General features: G+C 64.2%; 24 protein-coding genes. 10 read left to right on the top strand and 14 right to left on the bottom strand.

The features are described from left to right. The first annotated feature begins 13 nt into the window (after nt 1-13). Nucleotides 14-1,210, top strand: coding sequence for an AAA family ATPase (locus PST29_RS01240; protein ID WP_060842157.1), 1,197 nt, complete (start codon nt 14-16; stop codon nt 1,208-1,210). 346 nt (nt 1,211-1,556) lie between these two features. On the opposite strand, the gene PST29_RS01235 is transcribed toward PST29_RS01240, so the two are convergent. The 11 genes from PST29_RS01235 to PST29_RS01185 all read right to left on the bottom strand — a co-directional run bounded on the left by PST29_RS01235 (nt 1,557) and on the right by PST29_RS01185 (nt 11,525). Further along, nucleotides 1,557-2,441: a transporter substrate-binding domain-containing protein gene (locus PST29_RS01235; protein ID WP_060837002.1), complete on the bottom strand. Its 885-nt coding sequence runs from the start codon at nt 2,439-2,441 to the stop codon at nt 1,557-1,559. After that, complete coding sequence (locus PST29_RS01230; protein ID WP_060837001.1) at nt 2,438-3,220, bottom strand: amino acid ABC transporter ATP-binding protein; 783 nt, start codon at nt 3,218-3,220, stop codon at nt 2,438-2,440. Before PST29_RS01230 ends, PST29_RS01235 begins: the two co-directional genes overlap by 4 nt. After that, the gene (locus tag PST29_RS01225) at nt 3,217-3,876 is read right to left on the bottom strand and encodes an amino acid ABC transporter permease (protein ID WP_011058612.1); all 660 of its coding nucleotides are present in this window, start codon (nt 3,874-3,876) and stop codon (nt 3,217-3,219) included. The genes PST29_RS01230 and PST29_RS01225 overlap by 4 nt, the downstream gene beginning before the upstream one ends. Then, on the bottom strand, nt 3,857-4,522 hold the full coding sequence (locus PST29_RS01220) for an amino acid ABC transporter permease (protein ID WP_060842156.1): 666 nt from the start codon (nt 4,520-4,522) through the stop codon (nt 3,857-3,859). Before PST29_RS01220 ends, PST29_RS01225 begins: the two co-directional genes overlap by 20 nt. Before the next feature lie 525 nt (nt 4,523-5,047). Next, on the bottom strand, nt 5,048-5,830 hold the full coding sequence (locus PST29_RS01215) for a MetQ/NlpA family ABC transporter substrate-binding protein (RefSeq protein WP_060836999.1): 783 nt from the start codon (nt 5,828-5,830) through the stop codon (nt 5,048-5,050). A 304-nt stretch (nt 5,831-6,134) separates the two neighbouring features. Beyond that, on the bottom strand, nt 6,135-7,055 hold the full coding sequence (locus PST29_RS01210; RefSeq protein WP_060836998.1) for a sigma 54-interacting transcriptional regulator: 921 nt from the start codon (nt 7,053-7,055) through the stop codon (nt 6,135-6,137). Nucleotides 7,056-7,113: 58 nt separating this feature from the next. Beyond that, on the bottom strand, nt 7,114-7,695 hold the full coding sequence (locus PST29_RS01205; RefSeq protein WP_060842155.1) for an alpha/beta hydrolase: 582 nt from the start codon (nt 7,693-7,695) through the stop codon (nt 7,114-7,116). Between the two features lie 464 nt (nt 7,696-8,159). Then, the gene (locus tag PST29_RS01200) at nt 8,160-8,561 is read right to left on the bottom strand and encodes an ExbD/TolR family protein (RefSeq protein ID WP_011058607.1); all 402 of its coding nucleotides are present in this window, start codon (nt 8,559-8,561) and stop codon (nt 8,160-8,162) included. 1 nt (nt 8,562) lies between these two features. Continuing rightward, nucleotides 8,563-9,288, bottom strand: coding sequence for a MotA/TolQ/ExbB proton channel family protein (locus PST29_RS01195; RefSeq protein ID WP_060836996.1), 726 nt, complete (start codon nt 9,286-9,288; stop codon nt 8,563-8,565). 55 nt (nt 9,289-9,343) lie between these two features. Continuing rightward, complete coding sequence (locus PST29_RS01190; RefSeq protein WP_060836995.1) at nt 9,344-10,159, bottom strand: energy transducer TonB; 816 nt, start codon at nt 10,157-10,159, stop codon at nt 9,344-9,346. 502 nt (nt 10,160-10,661) lie between these two features. Continuing rightward, nucleotides 10,662-11,525, bottom strand: coding sequence for a LysR substrate-binding domain-containing protein (locus tag PST29_RS01185; RefSeq protein WP_060842154.1), 864 nt, complete (start codon nt 11,523-11,525; stop codon nt 10,662-10,664). A 108-nt stretch (nt 11,526-11,633) separates the two neighbouring features. Here PST29_RS01185 and PST29_RS01180 point away from each other — a divergent pair, with 108 nt between their 5' ends. The 3 genes from PST29_RS01180 to PST29_RS01170 are packed head-to-tail and all read left to right on the top strand — an operon-like array spanning nt 11,634 to nt 13,976. Further along, nucleotides 11,634-12,296, top strand: coding sequence for an ankyrin repeat domain-containing protein (locus tag PST29_RS01180; protein ID WP_060842153.1), 663 nt, complete (start codon nt 11,634-11,636; stop codon nt 12,294-12,296). 26 nt (nt 12,297-12,322) lie between these two features. Further along, complete coding sequence (locus PST29_RS01175; protein ID WP_060842152.1) at nt 12,323-12,784, top strand: nucleoside deaminase; 462 nt, start codon at nt 12,323-12,325, stop codon at nt 12,782-12,784. After that, nucleotides 12,771-13,976, top strand: a complete 1,206-nt coding sequence (locus tag PST29_RS01170) for a CynX/NimT family MFS transporter (RefSeq protein ID WP_060842151.1) — start codon at nt 12,771-12,773, stop codon at nt 13,974-13,976. The genes PST29_RS01175 and PST29_RS01170 overlap by 14 nt, the downstream gene beginning before the upstream one ends. A 62-nt stretch (nt 13,977-14,038) precedes the next feature. Here PST29_RS01170 and PST29_RS01165 read toward each other — a convergent pair whose 3' ends face one another. After that, the gene (locus tag PST29_RS01165) at nt 14,039-14,299 is read right to left on the bottom strand and encodes a hypothetical protein (protein WP_060842150.1); all 261 of its coding nucleotides are present in this window, start codon (nt 14,297-14,299) and stop codon (nt 14,039-14,041) included. Nucleotides 14,300-14,670: 371 nt separating this feature from the next. Here PST29_RS01165 and PST29_RS01160 point away from each other — a divergent pair, with 371 nt between their 5' ends. Then, nucleotides 14,671-15,147, top strand: coding sequence for a DUF6392 family protein (locus tag PST29_RS01160; RefSeq protein WP_060842149.1), 477 nt, complete (start codon nt 14,671-14,673; stop codon nt 15,145-15,147). Nucleotides 15,148-15,326: 179 nt separating this feature from the next. Here the strand turns inward: PST29_RS01160 and PST29_RS01155 are convergent, their stop codons facing one another. Together PST29_RS01155 and PST29_RS01150 are read right to left on the bottom strand one after the other, a co-directional pair. Next, entirely contained in the window at nt 15,327-16,523 is a 1,197-nt protein-coding gene (locus PST29_RS01155; RefSeq protein ID WP_060842148.1) for a type II toxin-antitoxin system HipA family toxin, read from the bottom strand. Next, the gene (locus tag PST29_RS01150; protein ID WP_016963101.1) at nt 16,523-16,774 is read right to left on the bottom strand and encodes a helix-turn-helix transcriptional regulator; all 252 of its coding nucleotides are present in this window, start codon (nt 16,772-16,774) and stop codon (nt 16,523-16,525) included. The genes PST29_RS01155 and PST29_RS01150 overlap by 1 nt, the downstream gene beginning before the upstream one ends. Before the next feature lie 306 nt (nt 16,775-17,080). Between PST29_RS01150 and PST29_RS01145 the strand changes: the two genes are divergently transcribed. From PST29_RS01145 to PST29_RS01125, 5 genes are all read left to right on the top strand, one after another. After that, nucleotides 17,081-17,659 (top strand): hypothetical protein, encoded by a 579-nt coding sequence (locus PST29_RS01145; protein ID WP_060842147.1) that lies wholly within the window; start codon nt 17,081-17,083, stop codon nt 17,657-17,659. A gap of 9 nt (nt 17,660-17,668) precedes the next feature. Then, on the top strand, nt 17,669-17,884 hold the full coding sequence (locus PST29_RS01140; RefSeq protein ID WP_016963103.1) for a helix-turn-helix domain-containing protein: 216 nt from the start codon (nt 17,669-17,671) through the stop codon (nt 17,882-17,884). 75 nt (nt 17,885-17,959) lie between these two features. Further along, nucleotides 17,960-18,625: a hypothetical protein gene (locus PST29_RS01135; protein ID WP_060836986.1), complete on the top strand. Its 666-nt coding sequence runs from the start codon at nt 17,960-17,962 to the stop codon at nt 18,623-18,625. 105 nt (nt 18,626-18,730) lie between these two features. Continuing rightward, nucleotides 18,731-19,159: an SMI1/KNR4 family protein gene (locus PST29_RS01130; protein WP_173664397.1), complete on the top strand. Its 429-nt coding sequence runs from the start codon at nt 18,731-18,733 to the stop codon at nt 19,157-19,159. Beyond that, the gene (locus PST29_RS01125; protein ID WP_173664396.1) at nt 19,156-19,497 is read left to right on the top strand and encodes a hypothetical protein; all 342 of its coding nucleotides are present in this window, start codon (nt 19,156-19,158) and stop codon (nt 19,495-19,497) included. The genes PST29_RS01130 and PST29_RS01125 overlap by 4 nt, the downstream gene beginning before the upstream one ends. Nucleotides 19,498-19,519 lie beyond the last annotated feature (22 nt).

The raw sequence follows: 19,519 nt of genomic DNA, 5'->3' as shown, positions 1-19,519 counted from the left end.
CAGGAGACTCGACATGCTCAAGACCCTGGCGGTGGCCAATTACCGCTCCATCAACAAACTGGTGATGCCCTTGGGGAGGCTGAACCTGATCACCGGCGCCAACGGCAGCGGCAAGTCCAACCTGTATCGCGCCCTGCGCCTGCTGGCGGAGACGGCCCAGGGCGGGGTGGTCAACGCCCTGGCCAAGGAAGGCGGATTGGACTCGACCTTCTGGGCCGGGCCGGAACAGATCAGCCGGCGCATGAGCCAGGGCGAGGTCGCGATCCAGGGTGGACCGCGCAAGGCCGCCAGACGCCTGCAACTGGGCTTTGCCGGTGAAGACTTCGGTTACGCGATCAGCCTGGGGTTACCGGACTCCAGCGGTCATTTCATGTTGCCCGGGCACAGCTCGCCGATTGCCTCGCGCTTCACTCTCGACCCGTGGATCAAGCGCGAGAGCATCTGGGGCGGGCCCCTGTATCGCCCGGCAAGCACGCTGGTGGACCGCCAGGGACCGATGGTACGAGCCCGCGCGGGGCGTCAATGGGAGGTGCTGGCGCAGCATACGAGCAGCGGCGACAGCCTGTTCGACCGGGTGGGCAACCTGAGCTCATCGCCCGAGGTCCTGCATCTGCGCGAGCAGATTCGTGGCTGGCGTTTTTATGACCACTTGCGTACCGACAGCCAGGCACCCGCACGCCGACCCCAGCTGGGCACCCGCACCCCGGTACTGCATCACGATGGCAGAGACCTGGCCGCGGCGTTGCAGACCATTATCGAGGTGGGCGATCAGCAGGCGTTGCACGAGAGCATCGCCGATGCCTTCCCGGATTCGCGGCTGCAGATCGATGCCGTTCCCGGAGGGTTGTTCGGGGTGCAGCTCCACCAGGAAGGCCTGTTGCGGCCGCTGTCGGCCGCGGAACTGTCGGACGGCACCCTGCGCTACCTGCTGCTGGTCGCCGCCCTGCTGACCCCGCGCCCGCCGAGCCTGATGGTGCTCAACGAACCGGAAACCAGCCTGCACCCGGACCTGCTACCGGCGTTGGCGCGCTTGATCATTCGCGCCTCGCAGCAGTGCCAGGTGTGGGTGGTGTCCCACGCCCGGCGCCTGATCGCGGCCCTGCAGGAAGACCCCGAGTGCAACTGCATCGTGCTGGAAAAAGAGCTGGGCCAGACCGGCATCGTCGGCCAGCGCATGCTCGACGAACCGGCCTGGTACTGGCCCGACTGAACCCTCCCCGCCGGCCCCGATTGCCATGCCCCCCGTAGAAGCCAGCTTGCTGGCGAAGAGGCCCACAAGCCCTGCATCGCCCTCACGGACGCCTTCGCTGGCAAGCCAGCTCCTACAAGGCTCAAACGCAATACGCCCCCCGTAGGAGCCAGCTTGCTGGCGAAGAGGCCCTCAAGCCCCGCACCGCCCTCACGGACGTCTTCGCTGGCAAGCCAGCTCCTACAAGGCTCATGCGCAATACACCCTCTGTAGGAGCCAGCTTGCTGGCGAAGAGGCCCTCAAGCCCTGCATCGCCCTCAAGGACGCCTTCGCTGGCAAGCCAGCTCCTACACGGAGGAAGGAGGGGTCAACCCTGCCATTTGCCGCCTTCGACGATCACGCTCTCAGGCGGGGTGTCGTCGCTCAGCTCCTTGCGCACGTACTGGTCATACAGCTTGAGCAGGTACTTCTCTTCGCCCAGCTTGGCCAGTTCGGCATTTACCCAGTCCCGCAGTTCGAGGTTGCCCTTCTTCACCGCCGGGGCAATCGGCGCCTGCTCGCCCAGGGTCTGGGGCAATACGCGGTAGCCCGGGTTCTGCTTGGACCAGCTGAACAGAATCAGGTTGTCCTGGGCATAGGCGTCGCCACGGCCATTGGCCAGGGCTTGCAGGGACTCGGTGTTCTTCTCGAACTTGAGCAGTTTCCAGTCCGGGTGGTTCTGGGTCAGCCAGATGTCTGCGGTGGTGCCGGTGGTGACGATGGTGGTGCGGCTTGCCAGGTCATCCAGGCTCTTCACCGGGCTACCCTCGGGCACCAGGGCCTGCACCGCCACCTTGAGGTTGGGGTTGGTGAATTCCACCGCTTGCTTGCGCTCCGGGGTCACGGTCATGTTGGCCAGGATCAGGTCGACCTTGTCGCTCTGCAGGAAGGGAATGCGGCTGGCCGGTTCCACGGCGACGAACTCCACCTTGTTCTCGTCCCCCAACAGGTCCTTGGCGAACTGGCGGCCGATGTCGGTATCGAAGCCCACATAACGCCCGGTTTCATCGACGAAACCGAACGGCGGCTTGTCGGTGAACACGCCGACGATCAGCTTGTCCCGAGCCTTGATCTTGTCCAGGTAACCGGCCGCCGGCGCGGCGCTGGCGGCAGTGGCCGCCGGCTTGGGCGCATCATTGGATTTATCGCAGCCGGCCAGCAGGGCCAGACCGAACAGCGGCAGTAACAACAGCGAAGACTTGGCAGTTTTCATAAGAGCTCCAGTTCCTTTTTGGGGGCTTTCTTGGGCAGTGCTTCAACGAAGGAGAACTTCTCCAGGAACTGCTGCGCGCGTGCGCTCTGCGGGTTCGTGAAGAAAGCCTCGGGGGTGTTCTGTTCCACGATGCGCCCGCCGTCCATGAACACGATGCGGTCGGCCACGGCCCGGGCGAAGGCCATTTCATGGGTGACGATCAACAGGGTCATGCCGTCCCGGGCCAGGCCCTGGATCACCTGCAGCACTTCCTTGACCATCTCCGGGTCCAGCGCCGCGGTGACCTCGTCGAACAGCATCACCTGGGGGTTCATGCACAACGAGCGGACGATGGCGATGCGTTGCTGCTGGCCGCCGGACAGCTGCCGGGGAAAGGCCTCGCGCTTGTCCAGCAGGCCCACCCGCTCCAGCAACGCTTCGGCCTGGGCCCGGGCCTCCCGGGGCTCGCGCTTTTGCACCTTGAGCGGCCCCAGGAGGATGTTGTCCAGCACGTTCATGTGGGGGAACAAGTGATAGCTCTGGAACACCATGCCGATCTCCTGGCGCACCTGGCGCCAGTCGGTAGCGGGGCTCAGCAGCTCGCGCCCGGCAAAGCGCAGGTGCCCGCTGTGGGCCGTTTCCAGGCCGTTGAGGCAGCGCAGCAGGGTGCTCTTGCCGCAGCCGCTGGGGCCGAGGATGACGATCACCTCCCCCGCCGCCACGCGCAGGTCGACCTCCTTGAGCACCTGTTGCGGGCCGAAGAACTTGTTGAAACCCTGGAACTCGATCAATGCGCTCATGCTTGCGTCCAGCGCCGCTCCAGCACGCGGGAGGCGGCCGACAGCGGGTAGCAGATAAAGAAGAAAAACAGGAACAGGACGCCGTAGATCAGCACCGACTCGTAGGTGCGCTCGATGATCTGCTGGCCGACCTTGATCACGTCCACCACGCCGATCAGCACCGCCAGGGAGCTGGTCTTGATGATCCGCGTGTAGACGTTGATGGTTGGCGGCGTCATGCGCTTCAGCGCCTGGGGCAGCAAGACGTAGCCGTATAGCTGGGCACCGGAGAGGCCGATGGACAGGCCCGCTTCACGCTGGCCCCGGGGCAGGGATTGCAGGGCGCCGCGCACCACCTCGCCAACCTCGCTAGCGCCCCACAGCGACAGCACCAGCACCGCACAGGTGAAGCTGGGAATGCTGAGGCCGAAGAAGATCGGAAAGCCGAAGAACAGCAGGTACAGCCAGACCAGCACCGGAATCGCCCGGAACAGCTCCAGGTAGATCCGCAGCGGCACGTCCAGCACCTTGCGCTGCAGGCTGCGCAGCACGCCGTAGAGCACCCCGCCCAGGGTGCTGAAGGCAATGCTCAACAGCGAAATCGACAAAGTCTGTGCAGCGCCCCGGGCCAATTGCGGCAGGGACACCAGCAACAGCTCAAGACCCGAACTGGCCATGTTGCAACCTCCTTTCCAGACGGCTGAGCAACAGCGACAGCGGCAGAAACAGCAGCACGCAGATCAGGGTCAGCACCGCGAGCATTTCGTAGGTCTTGTAGTACAGGGCGATGTAGCTCTTGGTGGTGTAGAGAATCTCCGGCACCGCCACCGCCGAGACCACGGTGGTTTCCTTGAGCAGGAAAATGAAATTGGCGAACAGCGACGGCAGGCTGAGGATCCCGGCCTGGGGCAGGATCACGTAGCGCAGCAGTTGCCATTGCGACAGGCCGATGCTGCTCCCCGATTCCAGCTGCGCCTGGGGCACGGCTTCGACCCCGGCGCGCAGCACTTCGGTGAGGTAGGCGCCGCCAAGGAAGGTCATGGTGATGATCGCCGCGGTGAAGCCGGAGACCTTGATCCCCAGGGCCGGCAAGGCGAAGTAGACGAAGAACAGCTGGATCAGCAGCGGTGTGTTGCGCGCCAGTTCCACGTACAGGCCGATCAGCCGGTGCAGGTAAGGGGTGCGAAACACCAGGACAGTGGCGTTGATCAGGGCCACCAGCAAGGACGTGCCGATGGCGATCAGGCCGACCTGCAAGGTCACCCCCACGGCTTTGAGAAAGGCCGGCAGGGTGCTGAGGATAAACGCGTAATCGAGGGTCATGAATCATCCTGGACGCCGCTGGGGTACAGCGGCGGTGGTGCAGTCCGTGGGGCAGTGGGTAACCGCCCCGGCTGCCGCGACTTTATAGCTATAAAAAGCAGAATTTAAATACCGTTACAGCATATTGATATCACCCAAAAACCTAACCCGCGGATTTGCCGGGCTGGCGCCGAGCTACTACCTTTTCTGCCCTTGAGCCTGACCAGGACAATCACCATGGCCAACGCGAAGACGCCGCAACCGCTGGATCCCCATGAGCTGGTGAAATGGCTGACGGCCTTGCGCCGAGCCCTCCAAGCCACTGGCAATAGCGCTCCACTGCAGGAGCCGGCGGGTGCAGGCCTCGGCTTGCCAGCGAAGGCGTCCATCAGCTTTGCACCCGGCCTGAGGGCCTCCTCGCCGGCAAGCACAACGCCGCCCGGCCGGCGCCTGCGGCTTTTGCCGGCGCAATAAAAAACGCCGACGCTGTGCCAGCCGTCGGCGTTCAAACCTTGAAGGGGTTTATCGCATCAGTAGCCTAGTTCATCAGAACGCCGGCAATACCGCGCCGTTGTACTTCTTCTCGATGAAGGCTTTCACCTCGGGGCTGGTCAGGGCCTTGGCCAGCTTCTGGATCGCCGCACTGTCCTTGTTGTCCGGACGCGCCACCAGGTAGTTCACGTAGGGCGAATCGGCGCCTTCGATCACCAGCGCATCCTTGGCCGGGTTCAGGCCGGCTTCCAGGGCGTAGTTGGTGTTGATCATGTCCAGGTCAACCTGATCCAGGACCCGCGGCAGCATGGCCGACTCCAGTTCCTTGAACTTGAAGTTGTGCGGGTTCTTGGCGATGTCCTTGGGCGTGGACACGGCGTTCTTCGGATCCTTGAGCTCGATCAGCCCGGCCTTCTGCAGCAGGATCAGGGCCCGGCCACTGTTGCTGCCTTCGTTGGGGATGGCGATGGTGGCGCCGTCTTTCAGCTCGGCCAGGGACTTGACCTTCTTCGAGTAGCCGCCGAAGGGTTCGACGTGCACACCAATCACGGTTTCCAGGTGCGTGCCCTTGCCTTCGTTGAAGTTCTTCAGGTACGGCAGGGTCTGGAAGTAGTTGGCGTCCAGGCGCTTCTGATCGACCTGCACGTTGGGTTGCACGTAGTCGGTGAAGACCTTGATTTCCAGGTCCACGCCTTCCTTGGCCAGGGTCGGCTTGATCAGCTCGAGAATCTCGGCGTGGGGCACCGGAGTCGCGGCGACCACCAGCTTCTCGGCGGCCTGGGCAATACCGGCGCTCAGGGCTGCCGCCAGTGCGGTGAACAACAGAACTTTTTTCATGCGATGTCCTTAGGTGTCGGGATCGACGACGGCGTCAAATGAGGTACGTATCAGGGTGCCAGTGATGTGCCACTGCTGGCGTGAAGCGGACAATACCGAGATTTTTTATTCCCGAACAATATCTTTTATTCACGTTCATATTCCATTTTGTTCATACATCCCGCCCCACCACCGCGCCCTGTAGCCGCTGCCGAAGGCTGCGAACGACGACGCAGTCGGCGCCAGGGGCATCGGGGCACTCCAGCAGGATCCTGGTGAACGGTTTTGCGTCTGCTGCGCAGCCGGTCGCAGCCTGCGGCAGCGGCTACACCGCCAGCAGGCGCTTGAGGGCCTGGCGGTCCGCGTCTGAACCGCTCTCGGCGATCTGCCGCAGCAGCTGCTCGATCTGCTCCAGCGGCGAGGGCGTCGGCGGCAGGTTGAGGTGCTCGGGAAGAATTTCCTCGCCGCTGCTGACCAGCAGCGCAAAGTGAATGACGTTCTCCAGCTCCCGGGTATTGCCCGGCCAGCTGTGGCGCTCCAGGGCCTGCTGCGCAGCTTCGCTGATCAGCGGCACCGGCAGGTCCAGGCGCTGGCTGTAAATGCCCAGGAAGTACTCGGCCAGGGACTCGATGTCCCCCACCCGCTCGCGCAGCGCCGGCAGTTCCAACTGGCCCTCGCTGAGGTAGCGATACAGGCGCTCATGGAATTTGCCCGCCGCCACCGCCTGGGCCAGGTCGATGCTGGTGGCCGCCACCAGGCGCACGTCCACCGGGCTCGGCTGTTGGGCACCGACCCGGGTCACTTCGTGGTTTTCCAGGGCCGCCAGCAACTTGGTCTGGATCGGCAGCGGCAGGTCGCCGATCTCGTCCAGGTACAGGGTTCCGCCATTGGCCGAGCCAAACCAGCCGGCGCGGCTGCTGGCCGAGCCGCTGAAACTGCCGGCGGCATAGCCGAACAGTTCGGCGTCGGCGTAGGTCGGGCTGATGGCGCCGCAGTTGACTGAGACGAACAGGCCGCTGCGGTCGCTGGCGCGGTGGATGTGCCGGGCCAGCAGTTCCTTGCCGGTGCCGGTTTCCCCGCGGATCAGCACCGACACCGCACGCGGCGCCAGTTGCTCCAGCTCTTCACGCAGTTGCCGCGAACGCGGGTCGACGAACACCAGCGCCTTGGCGCGGATGCTCAGGGGGCTTTTTTCCGCATCGGGAAAGGTCAGCAACGGCTGGCCGAAAGGGGTGTGAGAACTCATGGCAGACTCCCGCCCCAGGCCGCCTGGGGACGGGGGCGCTTAAACAGGAAAAGGACGATCAGGCACGACGCAGCGCGTGCTGCTCCATGCGGTTCTGCAGGCGGTAGAGATAGGCAAAGCCCTGCTCCCAGCGCTGGTGGCCGGACTTGACGTTGATATGCCCGGCGCCGGCCAGGATCCCGGCTTCGGCGCCCCAGTCACGGGCCAGTTCCAGGGCCCGCGGGGCACTCACAGCGCTGTCGTTGTCCGAACTGACCACCTGGCTGGGGAACGGCAGCAGGTCCCGGGGAATCGGCGCGAAATTGCGCAGCGCCGGGGCGCAGGCCGGACGCTCGACGTCCGCCGGCGCCACCAGCAGCGCGCCGCGCACCTGGCGCAGGGCCGCCAAGGGCGCGCGAGCGGCCCAGTGGGCCACGGTGATGCAGCCCAGGCTGTGGGCAATCAGGATCACCGGGGTGTCGTCGGCGGCGATGGCTTCGGCCAGGGCCGCCACCCAGTCTTCGCGACGCGGCGTCAGCCAATCGGCCTGCTCCACCCGCGCACTGTTGGGCAGGCTGTTCTGCCAATGGGTTTGCCAATGATCTTCTGGCGATCCTTGCCAGCCCGGCACAATCAAGTAGCGAGTGGATTCGTTGCGCATGGGGAACTCTCCTGCTGCGTGTCTGTTCCCGAACGAGTATAGGGAGGGGATTTATATTCGTTAAGGAATAAGAAGCTATTTATTAATACCTTAAATGAATATCAAACATCCCCGCTCTCCGTAGGAGCCGGCTTGCCGGCGAAAGGGCCATCAGCTCTTGCGCAACCTTGAGGACGCCTTCGCTGGCAAGCCAGCTCCTACAGTTGGCGCAATTGCGGAGGTGTTCTTGTAGGAGCCGGCTTGCCGGCGAAAGGGCCTGCGGGCCTTGTGTCGCTCTGGCGGGCGCCTTCGCTGGCAAGCCAGCTCCTACAGTTGGCACGATTGCGCGGGTGTTCTTGCCGGCGAAGGGGGTAACGGGAGGGCGATTTCGGTGGAGGGCTTTGCGGGGGCATTTTCGCCAGGCAAAAAAAGGCCGCACCCTGCCAAGGAGACGGCCTGAAAAGTCGTGGCTTTGTTGCTCGGTGTCAGCGCGCGGTAATCACTGAAAGCTTGGTGATGCCCGCCCGCTCGATGGAGGCCATGGCCCGGGCCACTTCTCCGTAATTGACGCCATCGTCGGCCTGCAGCTGCACCCGCACTTGCGGGTCCTTGGCCTTGGCCGCCTGCAAGTTGGTTTCCAGCAGGTCGGGCTGGATCTCGTCCTTGTTGATAAAGAGTTTGCCGGCGCCGTCGATGCTCACCACCAGCGGGTCCTTCTGCTCCACCGGGGCCACGGCCTCGGTCTTGGGCAGGTTGATCGGGATGGCGTTGGTCAGCAGCGGCGCGGTGACGATGAACACCACCAGCAGCACCAGCATCACGTCCACCAGCGGGGTGACGTTGATCTCGCTCAGCACCTCATCGCTGTCTTGAGTGGAGAAGGCCATGTCAGGACGCCTCCTTGACTTTCTGCTGGCTGCCCTGGGCCGCAGCCTTGTGCACGCTCGGGTGGATCAGCACACGGAACGAGTTCTTCTGCGCCAGGCTGTAGAAGTCGTGGGCAAAGTCGTCCAGGTCCGCAGCCGTGAGCTTCAGGCGCCGCAGGAAGTAGTTGTAGACCAGCACCGCGGGCACCGCGACGGCGATCCCCACACCGGTGGCCACCAGCGCCGCGCCGATCGGCCCGGCCACGGTTTCCAGGCTGGCAGAGCCCGCCGCGCTGATGCCTTTCAGGGCTTCCATGATCCCCCACACGGTGCCGAACAGACCGATAAAGGGCGAGGTGCTGCCGATACTGGCGACCACCGCCAGGCCGGTTTCCAGGGAGCGGCGCTCACGCACGATCTGCTGGCGCAGGGCGCGTTCGAGACGGTCCTGGTGGTTGATCGCCTGGCTCAGGTCCGCCGCATGGGGCGCGTCACCGACCTGGATCGCCGCATAGCCGGCCTGGGCCACCCGGGCCGCCGCGCCGGGCTGGGTTTCACTCAGGGGAGCGGCGGAATCGAGGCTGGAGGCGGCCCAGAACTGATTGTGAAACTTGCGATCCTGGGACTTGAGGCGGGCGAACTGCACGCCCTTGACCAGGGCCAGGCCCCAGGTGGCGACGGAGAAGACCACCAACAGCCAGATCACCGCGCTTTCGATGGATTCCAGTGGAGATGCCAGTAACGTCATGATGTGTTCCCTCTGTGTAAGCGTTTAGCGCGCGTTATTTGATCGGCCTTGCGGCTCAATGAATCTTGAAGTCGATGGGTACGCTGACCCAGCCGTCCTGGGCGACGTCGCCCTGCTTGGCCGGAACGAAACTCCAGCGCTTGACCGCAGCCAGGGCCGCATCGTCGAGCTGCTGGCGACCGCTGCTCTTCTGGATCTGGATCTCTCCGGGCTTGCCGCTGGCCAATACATGCACCCGCAGCAGCACCGTGCCTTCCCAACCCCGGCGCTGGGCCAGGGACGGGTATTCCGGCGCCGGGTTCTTCAGGTACGCGGCGCTGGCCGAAGCCGGGGTCACGGGGGCCGGGGCCGGTGGCGCGGGCGCTGCCGGGGCGGCTACCGGCGCCGCAGGTTGCGGCGGCGCCGGGGTCTGCTGCACCGGCTTGGGCGCGGGTTTCGGCTCGGGCTTGGGCACTGGCTTGGGCTTGGGTTTGGGCACCGGCTTGGGCGGTGGCGGCTTGACCGCCAGCTCGTCCTCCACCGGAGGCGGCGGCTCCACCACCGGCTGTACCGGCACAGGCGGAGGCGGCTCGACCACGGGCGGCGCCGGGTGCGAGAACTCGATGGTCATGGGCGGGATTTCCGGCGGCACGATGGGCAGCACCGGGGTCGGTTTCTGGCTCAGCCAGTAGATCACTGCACCGTGCAATACCAGAGCCGCGACGCCCAGGAGAATCGCCTCACGACGGCGCAATACCCCCTTGGGCGTGCGTTGCAGACGCAATTGGCCCAGCGGCGAGCGGTGAGGCCGGCCGAGGTCGACCAACTCGCCGCTCGGTGCCTGGCGCCACAGCACCTCGTGTGCACTGGCGGCGGTCTGGACATTGCCCATGGATTCACTCCCTACGATCTTTTGAATAACCCGGCAGCGGCGTTTGAACACCCCCCACGCAACGCTGCCGGGACTCAATGATCAGTGCCCCATGCTTATCTCTTAAAGTAATCTTTCAAGTTATACATAGACCGAAATCGAATATCTGATTTCACAGGAACGCCCCAGGCCCCGTGATTCAAGGGCTGCAGCCAAGAGGGACAAACAGCATGCCTTGCGGGCATTGAAAATATTCCCGCAGAGCATCGAAACCAGACGCCTGGCGAGGGAAGGAGCCCACTCGCCGGGCGGCAGCGACCACGCAGATCAGCCCTTGCGCCACCTGATAAACCGGCGGCACAAGGCCGCTGGATCACTGCGCCACCGGCATCAGGCGACGAGCGTCCAGCGACTGCCCGTTATCCAACCCGGGGCGGCTCGCCCAACGCGCTCTGCCCCTCAGCTCCCGGATGATCGCCATGGGCCGCCCTGTGCATAACGAACCTGGGCAAGCGACAGACAGTCATGGCCTGGCCACTGGCGGCTTGACGCTGGCCACGGCCCTCAACTGCTCTTGCAACGCCTTGCCGGCCCGACTCAAGCCATTGCCGGCATACAGCGCCAGGCGCACGCCCTGGATATCCGGCAGGCCGCTGGCGGCGTCGAGTATCCGGTGGCCCTTGCCCAGCACCCGCACCGGCAACAGGCTGATGCCCAGCCCCGCCGCCACCGCCGAGCAGACACTGGCCAGGCTGGCGCTGGAGTAGGCAATGCGCCACGGCCAGCCGCCGACCTCCAGGTGGTGAAGCATTTCCTGGCGATACAACCCGCCCACCGGAAACGCCACCAGCGGCAGCGGATCGCGGCCCAAGGCTGGCTGGCGCAGGCTATCGACCCAGCACAAAGGCTCGGGCCAGGACTCCAGGCAGTCGTCGCTGTGGCCCATCTGCTTGACCAGCAACAGATCGAACTCGCCACGGCGGAACTGGCGCAGCAACTCAGGTCCCAGACCGCTGGTGACCTCCAGGCGCACCGCCGGATAGTCCAGGCCAAAGCGCGAGAGCAAGGGCATCAGGCGCTCGGCGGCAAAGTCTTCCGGCACGCCCAGGCGCAGCACCTCTTCGCCGCGCTGGTTGACCAGCACATCACAGGCCTCTTCATGCAGCGCCAGGATGCGCCGGGCATAAGCCAGCAGGCGCTCGCCCTCCACCGTGGCCACCACCCGGCGCTGGTCGCGGTCGAGCAACTGGCAGCCCAGGCTCTCTTCCAGGCGCCGCACCTGCTGGCTCACCGTGGACTGGGTCAGGTGCAGGCGCTCGGCGGCGCGGGTGAAGTTCTGGCTGTCGGCCACCGCGACAAAACTGCGAAGCAACACGGGATCCAGCATCGCGATCTACCATCCTCAATGCCACTGATTGGCATGGTTATATTTAATTTCAGAATACCCAGGGCCATCACCATACTCGCCTTTCATTGGCAGGAACGGGAGGTTCTGATGCAACTCAAGCGCTTTCTGAAATGCGGCCTGATCGCCACCGGTCTGCTCACGGCGGGGCTGGTCATGGCCAGCGATGGCTCGTTGCTGGAGGCGGTGCGCCAGGGTCAGCTGCAACAGGTGCAACGGTTGCTTGAACAGGGCGCGGCACCTGACGCCCGGGGCCTGGACGGCAGCAGTCCGCTGCTGCTGGCGACCCGCGACAACCGCATCGACATCGCCCGGGCGCTGATCGAAGCCGGGGCCGACGTCAACCGCAAGAACCTGATCCAGGACAGCCCCTACCTGCTGGCCGGCGCCAGCGGCCACAACGAAATCCTCAAGCTGACCCTGGCCCACGGCGCCGACCTCAAGAGCACCAACCGCTACGGCGGCACCGCGCTGATCCCGGCCTGCGAACGCGGGCATGTGGAAACCGTGCGCCTGCTGATCGCAGCCGGCGTCGACCTGAACCACGTCAACCACCTGGGCTGGACCTGCCTGATGGAAGCCATAGTGCTGTCGGACGGCGGCCCGCCACACCAGCAGATCGTCGCCCAACTGATTGCCGCCGGCGCCGACCTGAACCTGCCGGACCGCGCCGGACTCAGCCCTTTGCAACAGGCCGAACGCCGTGGCCAGCGGGCCATCGCCAAGCTGCTGCGCGAGGCCGGCGCCACCTGAAGCCCCCCCCTTTTTAGGAACCTTGCATGCACGACGATCAACACTACCTGCAACGGGCCGTTGAACTGGCCCGGCACAATGTCCAGCAGGGCGGCCGCCCATTCGGCGCACTGCTGGTGCGCAACGGCCGGGTGCTGGCCGAGGCGGTGAATGAAATCCACCTCAGCCAGGACCCCACCGCCCACGCCGAAATGCTCGCCATCCGCGCCGCCAGCCGGCAACTGGGCCCGCGCCTGGACGACTGCGTGATCTACGCCAGCGGCCAGCCCTGCCCCATGTGCCTGGCCGCCATGTACCTGTGCGGCGTTTCCCGCGCGGTGTTCGCCGCCAGCAATGAACAGGCGCAGCCGTTCGGCCTGTCCACCGCGGCCATCTACCAAGAGCTGAGCCGGCCCCTGGAAGTACAGCGCCTGCCGCTGCTGCACCTGCCCCAGGCGGCCATGACCGCCCTCTACCAGGACTGGCAGGCGCGCCATGCAGCGAACTGAATCGGCCTTCAAGACCTTCGCCGGCTGGGCGCTGCTGGTGTGCCTGGGCCTGAACTTGCGACCGATCCTCAGCTCGGTCAGCCCGTTGCTCAACGAGATTCGCGGCGCCACCGGCATGAGCTTCCAGAGCAGCGCCTGGCTCACCAGCCTGCCGGTGATCTGCATGGGCCTGGTGGCCTTGCTCGGGGTACGCATCGAAGCCCGACTCGGCGAACGCCGCGGTGTGTCCCTGGGTTTGCTGCTGGTGTTGCTGGCCTGCCTGGTGCGGCTGTTCTTCGGCCAGGCCGCGGCCTTGCTCGCCACCGCCCTGCTCGGCGGCGCCGGCGTGGCCTTGATCCAGGCCCTGGTGCCGGCGCTGATCAAGCGCCAGTTTCAACAGCGGGTGGCGCTGGCCATGGGCGTCTACTCGGCCTCACTGATGGGCGGTGGCGGCATCGCCGCCCTGCTCAGCCCGCAGGTGGCCAGCCACTTCGCCAATTGGCAGGTGGGGCTTGGCGTCTGGGTGCTGCCGGCCATGGCCGCCCTGCTGCTGTGGCTGTGCCTGCCCTTGGGCGCCGACCGCCGCAACGGCGCCCAGCCCTCCGGGGCCGGGCTCTGGAACAACCGCCGCGCCTGGTTGCTGGCGTTGTATTTCGGCTTGGTGAACTGCGGCTACATGAGCATGGTGGCCTGGCTGCCGGCCTACTACCTGCAGCTGGGTTGGAGTGCTACCCAGAGCGGCTCGCTGCTGGCCTTCATGACGATTTTCCAAGTCACCGCCGCCCTGCTGATGCCGGCCCTGGCCCAGCGCAGCAGCGACCGCCGCCCACTGCTGGGCATCAGCCTCGCGGCCCAGGCCGTGGGGTTTCTCGGGCTGGTGCTGTGGCCCTTGCAGAGCCCGCACCTGTGGGTGGCGCTGATCGGCTTCGGCCTGGGAGCCTGCTTTGCCCTGAGCCTGATCCTGACCCTGGATCACCGCCGTGATCCCCGGGAAGCCGGGCAACTGGCGGCCTTTGTCCAGGGCGTGGGTTTTCTGCTCAACGCCGTCTCGCCGTGGCTGAGCGGCTGGCTGCGGCAAGTCACCGGTAGCTTTGCCAGCGCCTGGTGGGTGCTGATCATCGGCGTGCTGGCGATGCTGCTGTTGACGCGAATTTTCAGCCCAGCCAGTTATCAGGCCAGGGTCACTATCGGCACTGTCGCGCCAGCGACCTGAGCGCGACCGTCAATCGATACCGCCTGCGAGGGCTCGCAGGCGGACAAGCGTCAAGGTACGGATCAGACCTCGATCCGCCACTGCAATGCATCCAGCACATCGCAGCCGTCCTGCAGCAGCAGATGGGCGGCATTGGCCACATGGCTCAGGTCTTGATCGGCAACACCCTTGATGCTCAGGCAGTTGAGACTGTGCATCAGATCGCGAGTGGCCTTGATCCGCTGCACAGCGCAGCCATAGAGATCGGCCGGAGAGGCGGCAGGGTTGAGGTAGAGCACCGGGGTGGGGGTGAGATTGCTTTGTAGCGGGGTGAACTCGGACATGGGTACATCTCCATCGGTTTATGGAGCTGTCACCCGTTGCGGCTAAACAAGAGGGGTGGCAGCTGTACGCGGGTTAGCCGACCGAGTAAACCAATGGAAACCCGGCACACCCGAAGGTGTCCCGCGCACAGCCGCCATAACAAACGCCAAGCGATAAGCGCTGGGCATTATAGAGGCAGAAATGCGTCCATTCGTTTGTTTTCGACCGGCTAAGATCGGTCACCGATGCATCGGTGACAGGCCGGACTATAGGCAGGAGGTCCTGGCGGAACAATCGCCGAAGTATTGCCATTCCCTTCCATCGGCCCCGGCGCCACGTAGAATCCCTTCGCGACAATCAGCACGCACTCAATCAAGGACACGAAGCCCCCATGGACGCCGCAACGATCAGCCGCCTGGTACAGGGCATGGGCCTCACCTACGAAGAGCTGGTCGCCCAAGGCGAAAGCATCGAGCGCCCGACGGGCAAGCTCTACGACGAATTCGAATGGCTGACCGTGATCGTCGAACCCGGCCTGATGCTGGATTTCCGGGAAGACAGTCTGGCCCTGGAAAAGGTCCTGATCGAACTCATGCCCCTTGAACAGGGGCGCTCGTTCTACAGCGGCGAACTGCCCGCCCCGTTCTCACGCAGCATGACCCGCACCGACATTCGCGAACTGCTGGGCACACCCCTGCGCTCGGGGGAACGCAAGCCATCAGCCGATGGGCAACGCACGCTCAACGCCTGGGAGAGCTACCGCCTGGCGGAGCACCTGCATCCCGGTGCGCGGGTTGGATTCGTCTATAGCGTCGATGGGCGAATCAAGGTCCTGTCGTTCGACTTGCTGGAGCCAAAGCGCGACTGATTCGACCGCACCACGTAGCTCTTTAGGATTCGCGGCGATCCGCCAGGCGTCAGAGGACCGGCGCGAGATCGCCAAGCAAGGCCCTGCGGTCCTTTTCGCAGCCTCGCAGGCTCGGCAGCGGCTACAGGGTACGTTGCGGCCGGTAGGCCGCCGCAACGCACGGCCCGACAACACAGGCACTAGCCAAAGGTTTTCATAAACGGCTCGGCACAGTGCCGGATCGCCGCGACGACATGCGGTGCCCGTTCGCCCCATTCGGCCGATCGGCTCAACACCCGCTCCAGTGCGTCCAACTGCCCGCGAATGACCTCTTGCGGACGAGCCACATCACAGACCTTGGCGAACTCCAGCAACCCCTGCCGCGAAGCAAACAGGGACTTGTTGCCCAGCAGATCCAGGGCCAGCACGTCCTGCGGGATGTAGGCCGTGGTGTTGACGATGTCGTAGGCCGGCGCTAGCCGTGCATCGCGCTGGCCAGGATCGGAATACAACAACCCGAAGTTCTTCAGGTGGGCATCGCCATTCCCCACCATGCAGCTCAGGCTGACCATGGCAAACAACTGCGCCAGTGAACCCGGCACCTGCTCAGGCGGGCAGAACAGGCGAACGGCCTTGGCAATGGCCGAATAGCTCTTGCTGTATTTCTGCTCCGCACCCAGCCCCATCAACGCCGCCATGTCTTCAAACCCCAGGCAACCGAGTTGCTCGTCCCGGTCGAAGCGGCGCATGACAAACAGTTTGGCGTTATCGGAGAGGTAGAACTCGGGCACCGCCATCCCCGCCTCCCTGGCCACCGACATGCACAGGAACTCGTTGATCGCCAATCCCGGAAACTCGTCCCGGCCGCTCTTGATGATCAACTCTGAGGTGTTCGAGGTAAAACGCTGCGACGCGGCGTCATGCCGCTCCGGCACCATGACCTTGGGCTGCACGCCGGATATCCCGGCACGCAGGATGTAGCGGTCCACCAGGTCGGCAAAGATGTCCTCGGCGCCATCCCACGCGAGGATTTCCTGCAGTTTTTCCCCGGGAAACTGCTGTCGCTGCAACAGCCCATCGACTTCGGGCGAGCTCACCGCGACCCGCCCGATCGGCGCGCTGCTGCCGGACAGCGCCAGCAGCAACATCGGGTCGACCTTCACCACCTTGGCCAGGCGGTTGCGCAGTTGCTCCAGCACATAGCCTTCGGGCAGGTTCATCTGGAAGATCGGGTGCAACTCCCGATAACGGTATTCATCCAGCCGCACGGGCATCAGCAGACTGATTGCCGCCTGTGCCCGGGCATCATCGTGATAGCGAAACAGATAATCGCCAGCGCCACGGTGGATTTTCCCGCTGTCACCGGCCGGGGTGGCTACCTGCAGCACCGTGGCCATCAGTCGAACACTCCCTGGATCTCGTCCAATGTGGGCATCGCGGCAGGCACCAGGGTGAATTCACAGTCCAGGGCTCCCAGCACCCGCGCATAGGCCGCCATGCCCACCGACAAGTCGCCCCGCTCGATGGCGATGACCTTCTGCCGGGTCACGCCGGCCAAGGCGGCCAGGCTGGCTTGGGTCAGGCCACGATGCAGGCGGCGCTGGCGAACCTGCTCGCCAAGGCGCGCGGTGATAAGAAGGTAGTCCATGTTCTTTATACGCAACAAAATTGATTGAATGTAACGTATACCTAACATGGTGAAAAATCAAAGGGACGCGGTTGGGGGCTCACACTCCGTGGCGGCGGATGAAAGGCTTCGATAGTGGATATGTACTCCCTGACTGTCGCAAGCACAGGTTTTACGGCCGCTGCGCGCCCGAGCGGGAGCAAGCTCCCTCGCCACAACATCATTCCAGGCGGCTAGACGAGAACAATCCTAGAGAAATAAATTATTGTAATTCGATAATTTTTTATCAATAATTCGCCACCCCCCAAGTTTTGCAAGGAATGACGCATGAACCCCCAAATGAATGGCTCAGCCCAATACCGCTTGCGACGGGTCGGCCTGCTGGCCGCGATCCTGGCCTGGGTCATGGGTGTCGTCGAGGTCGGTGGCAATGCCGGAATGTGGATCTACAACAAGGACCAGGTCCTGGGCGCCCTGCTCAGCGTCTTCGCCGACCACTCGCCCCGCCTGCTGGAAGCCGACTTCAAGCTGTCGTCGGCAAGCTTCACCCTGCTGGTGATTCTCGACTTCCTGCCCCTGCTGCTGTCGAGCTTCGCCCTGTACCTGACCGGGGTGTTCTTCCTGCGCCTGTCGCGCGGCGAAACCTGGAGCGATCGCAACATCCGCATCCTCTGGCGCGTGGGCATGTTGTGGATCGTCGCCCCGGCCACGTTCCCGATGATGGAAACCCTGCAAGGCCTGGCCCTGTCCCTCGACCTGCCGCCCGGCCAGCGCATCCTGCAGATCTCCGCGGGCTTCTCGTCCTACGCCGCTTACGAGGTGGTCAAAGGAATCTTGCTCTGCTCGTTTTCCATTATCATGCGCGACGCCAAAGTCCTCAGTGATGAGCACAGTCACTACATATAGAACAATGAGATGACCATTATCGTTCGGCTTGACGTTGTCATGGCTAAAAACAAGATTCGCTCCAAAGAGTTGGCCGCCATCCTGGGCATTACCGAGGCGAATCTGTCGTTGCTGAAAAATGGCAAGGTCAAGGGGATGAAAATCGAGACCCTGGACAAACTCTGCGCTGCACTCGACTGCCAACCCGGCGACCTGCTGGAGTATCAGGCCAGCGAGCCTGCGTAACCCCCCGCGTTTGTTCGAACCGAGTCTCGATCGTTAAAGCCTTATCCATTCCTCACGTTGCACATTGGCTTATTCATGACTCGCTACCTGCTCTGCCCGCTGTTTCTGTTCGTCCTGCTTTTGACCGGCTGCGCCAACAAACTCGAAGTGGCCATCGACGCCACCCCGGCCCAAGACTATTACTTCGACCCCAAGGCTCCAGTGCTGGTGACCGTCAACAGCGCCAAGGACGCCCAGGGCCTCAAGGCCAGTTACTACCTGCGCGACATGGTCGCCGCCCTGCACGGCATGGGTTTCACCCAGGTCTACACCGAGTCGTCGTTGCCGAAAAACCACCCGCCGTTTCGCATGAACATTGCCCTGGACGTGGGCAGTAAAAAGACCAGCTACCGCTACACCGCCACCGACTACGGCCAGGTGCCCAGCAGCACTAAAACCACGTGCATGCCCGGCAAGAACCAACAGACCGTGTGCACCAGCACCCCAACGATGTCCTACCGTGCCATCGGCTCCTCGGAGCGCACCGGCTACACCACCCTGTCGACCTTCAATATCAAGGCCAAGGACGAGCAGAGCCGGCGCACGGTGTTCCTGCTGCGGGCCTCGTCCTATAACGAGGACTGCCAGGACGCCAAGGTCGAGGATTTCCTGGTGCAGGAAAGCCTGGACAACCTGGACTTCCGTAACCGCGTGCAGCGCAAATACACGGTCACCCTGCCCGAAGGCCACAGCTGCAACTAAGCGCCTACCGCGCACCAAGCGACACGCTTACAATCGCCCCTCGCCGCCCGCCCGATCCCCCCTCGCGCGGGCGCAACCCCCTCAACGACAAGGCGCAGATCGAACATGCCCCTGGACTGGACTGCCTGGGAAATCGAACCCGGATCGGCGGTGAACGAACAGCTGATCGCCCAGGTGCAGCAACGCCTCGGCCTTGAGTTTCCGTCGCTGTACCTGGAGCTGGTGCAATACGCCGCGGCCGCCACCCCGGGGATCGGCACCTTCCCCTATGGCAACGACTACACCTGCATCAGCGAGTTCTTCGAGTTCGGCCTGAGCAACCAACCCTGGAGCCTGCTCTGGTATGCCAGTCCGGGCCGCGTGCCGGGGCTCGCCGCAGGCTGCCTGCCGATTGCCCGGGATGCCGGTGGCCTGCTGATCTGCCTGGACTTCAACAGCCCGGGCGTGGCGGTGGAAATCTTCGATCCCGACAGTGCCAGCCGCTACCCGGTGGCCGCCGACTTCAAGGCCTTTGTCGAACTGTGGCAGCCATGAGCGCACCGCAAAAATGGATAGTGGTGCCCACCAGCAAGGCCGCCATGCAGCGCCTGGATCTGGACCAGTGCCTGCCGGGCGACCTGGAGGAACTGGCGCTGTCCTCGGAACAGTGGGCGCTGCTGTCCCGCAGCGACCTGCTACCGAGCCTGAACCGCGCCCTGGGCACCCTGATCGACGACTACGAAGACGCCTCGATCCAGGGCCAGGCCGCCCTGGCCACGGCGCTGTCGATCCTCACCCGGACCGCGACGGCGGAGGATGAACTTATCCACAGGCTCATCGCCCTGAATCGCCTGGCCCTGGAACGGAACACCGGCCTGTTCTTCTACTTCTGAGGCCCAGCCCAGAGCGGCTCCC

Origin of the sequence: Pseudomonas sp. St29 (assembly GCF_001547915.1) — a bacterium.
In the GTDB taxonomy this organism is placed as follows: Bacteria; Pseudomonadota; Gammaproteobacteria; order Pseudomonadales; family Pseudomonadaceae; genus Aquipseudomonas.
Note: the sequence above shows the minus strand (reverse complement) of the source record. Positions and strands in the feature narration are given on the sequence as shown.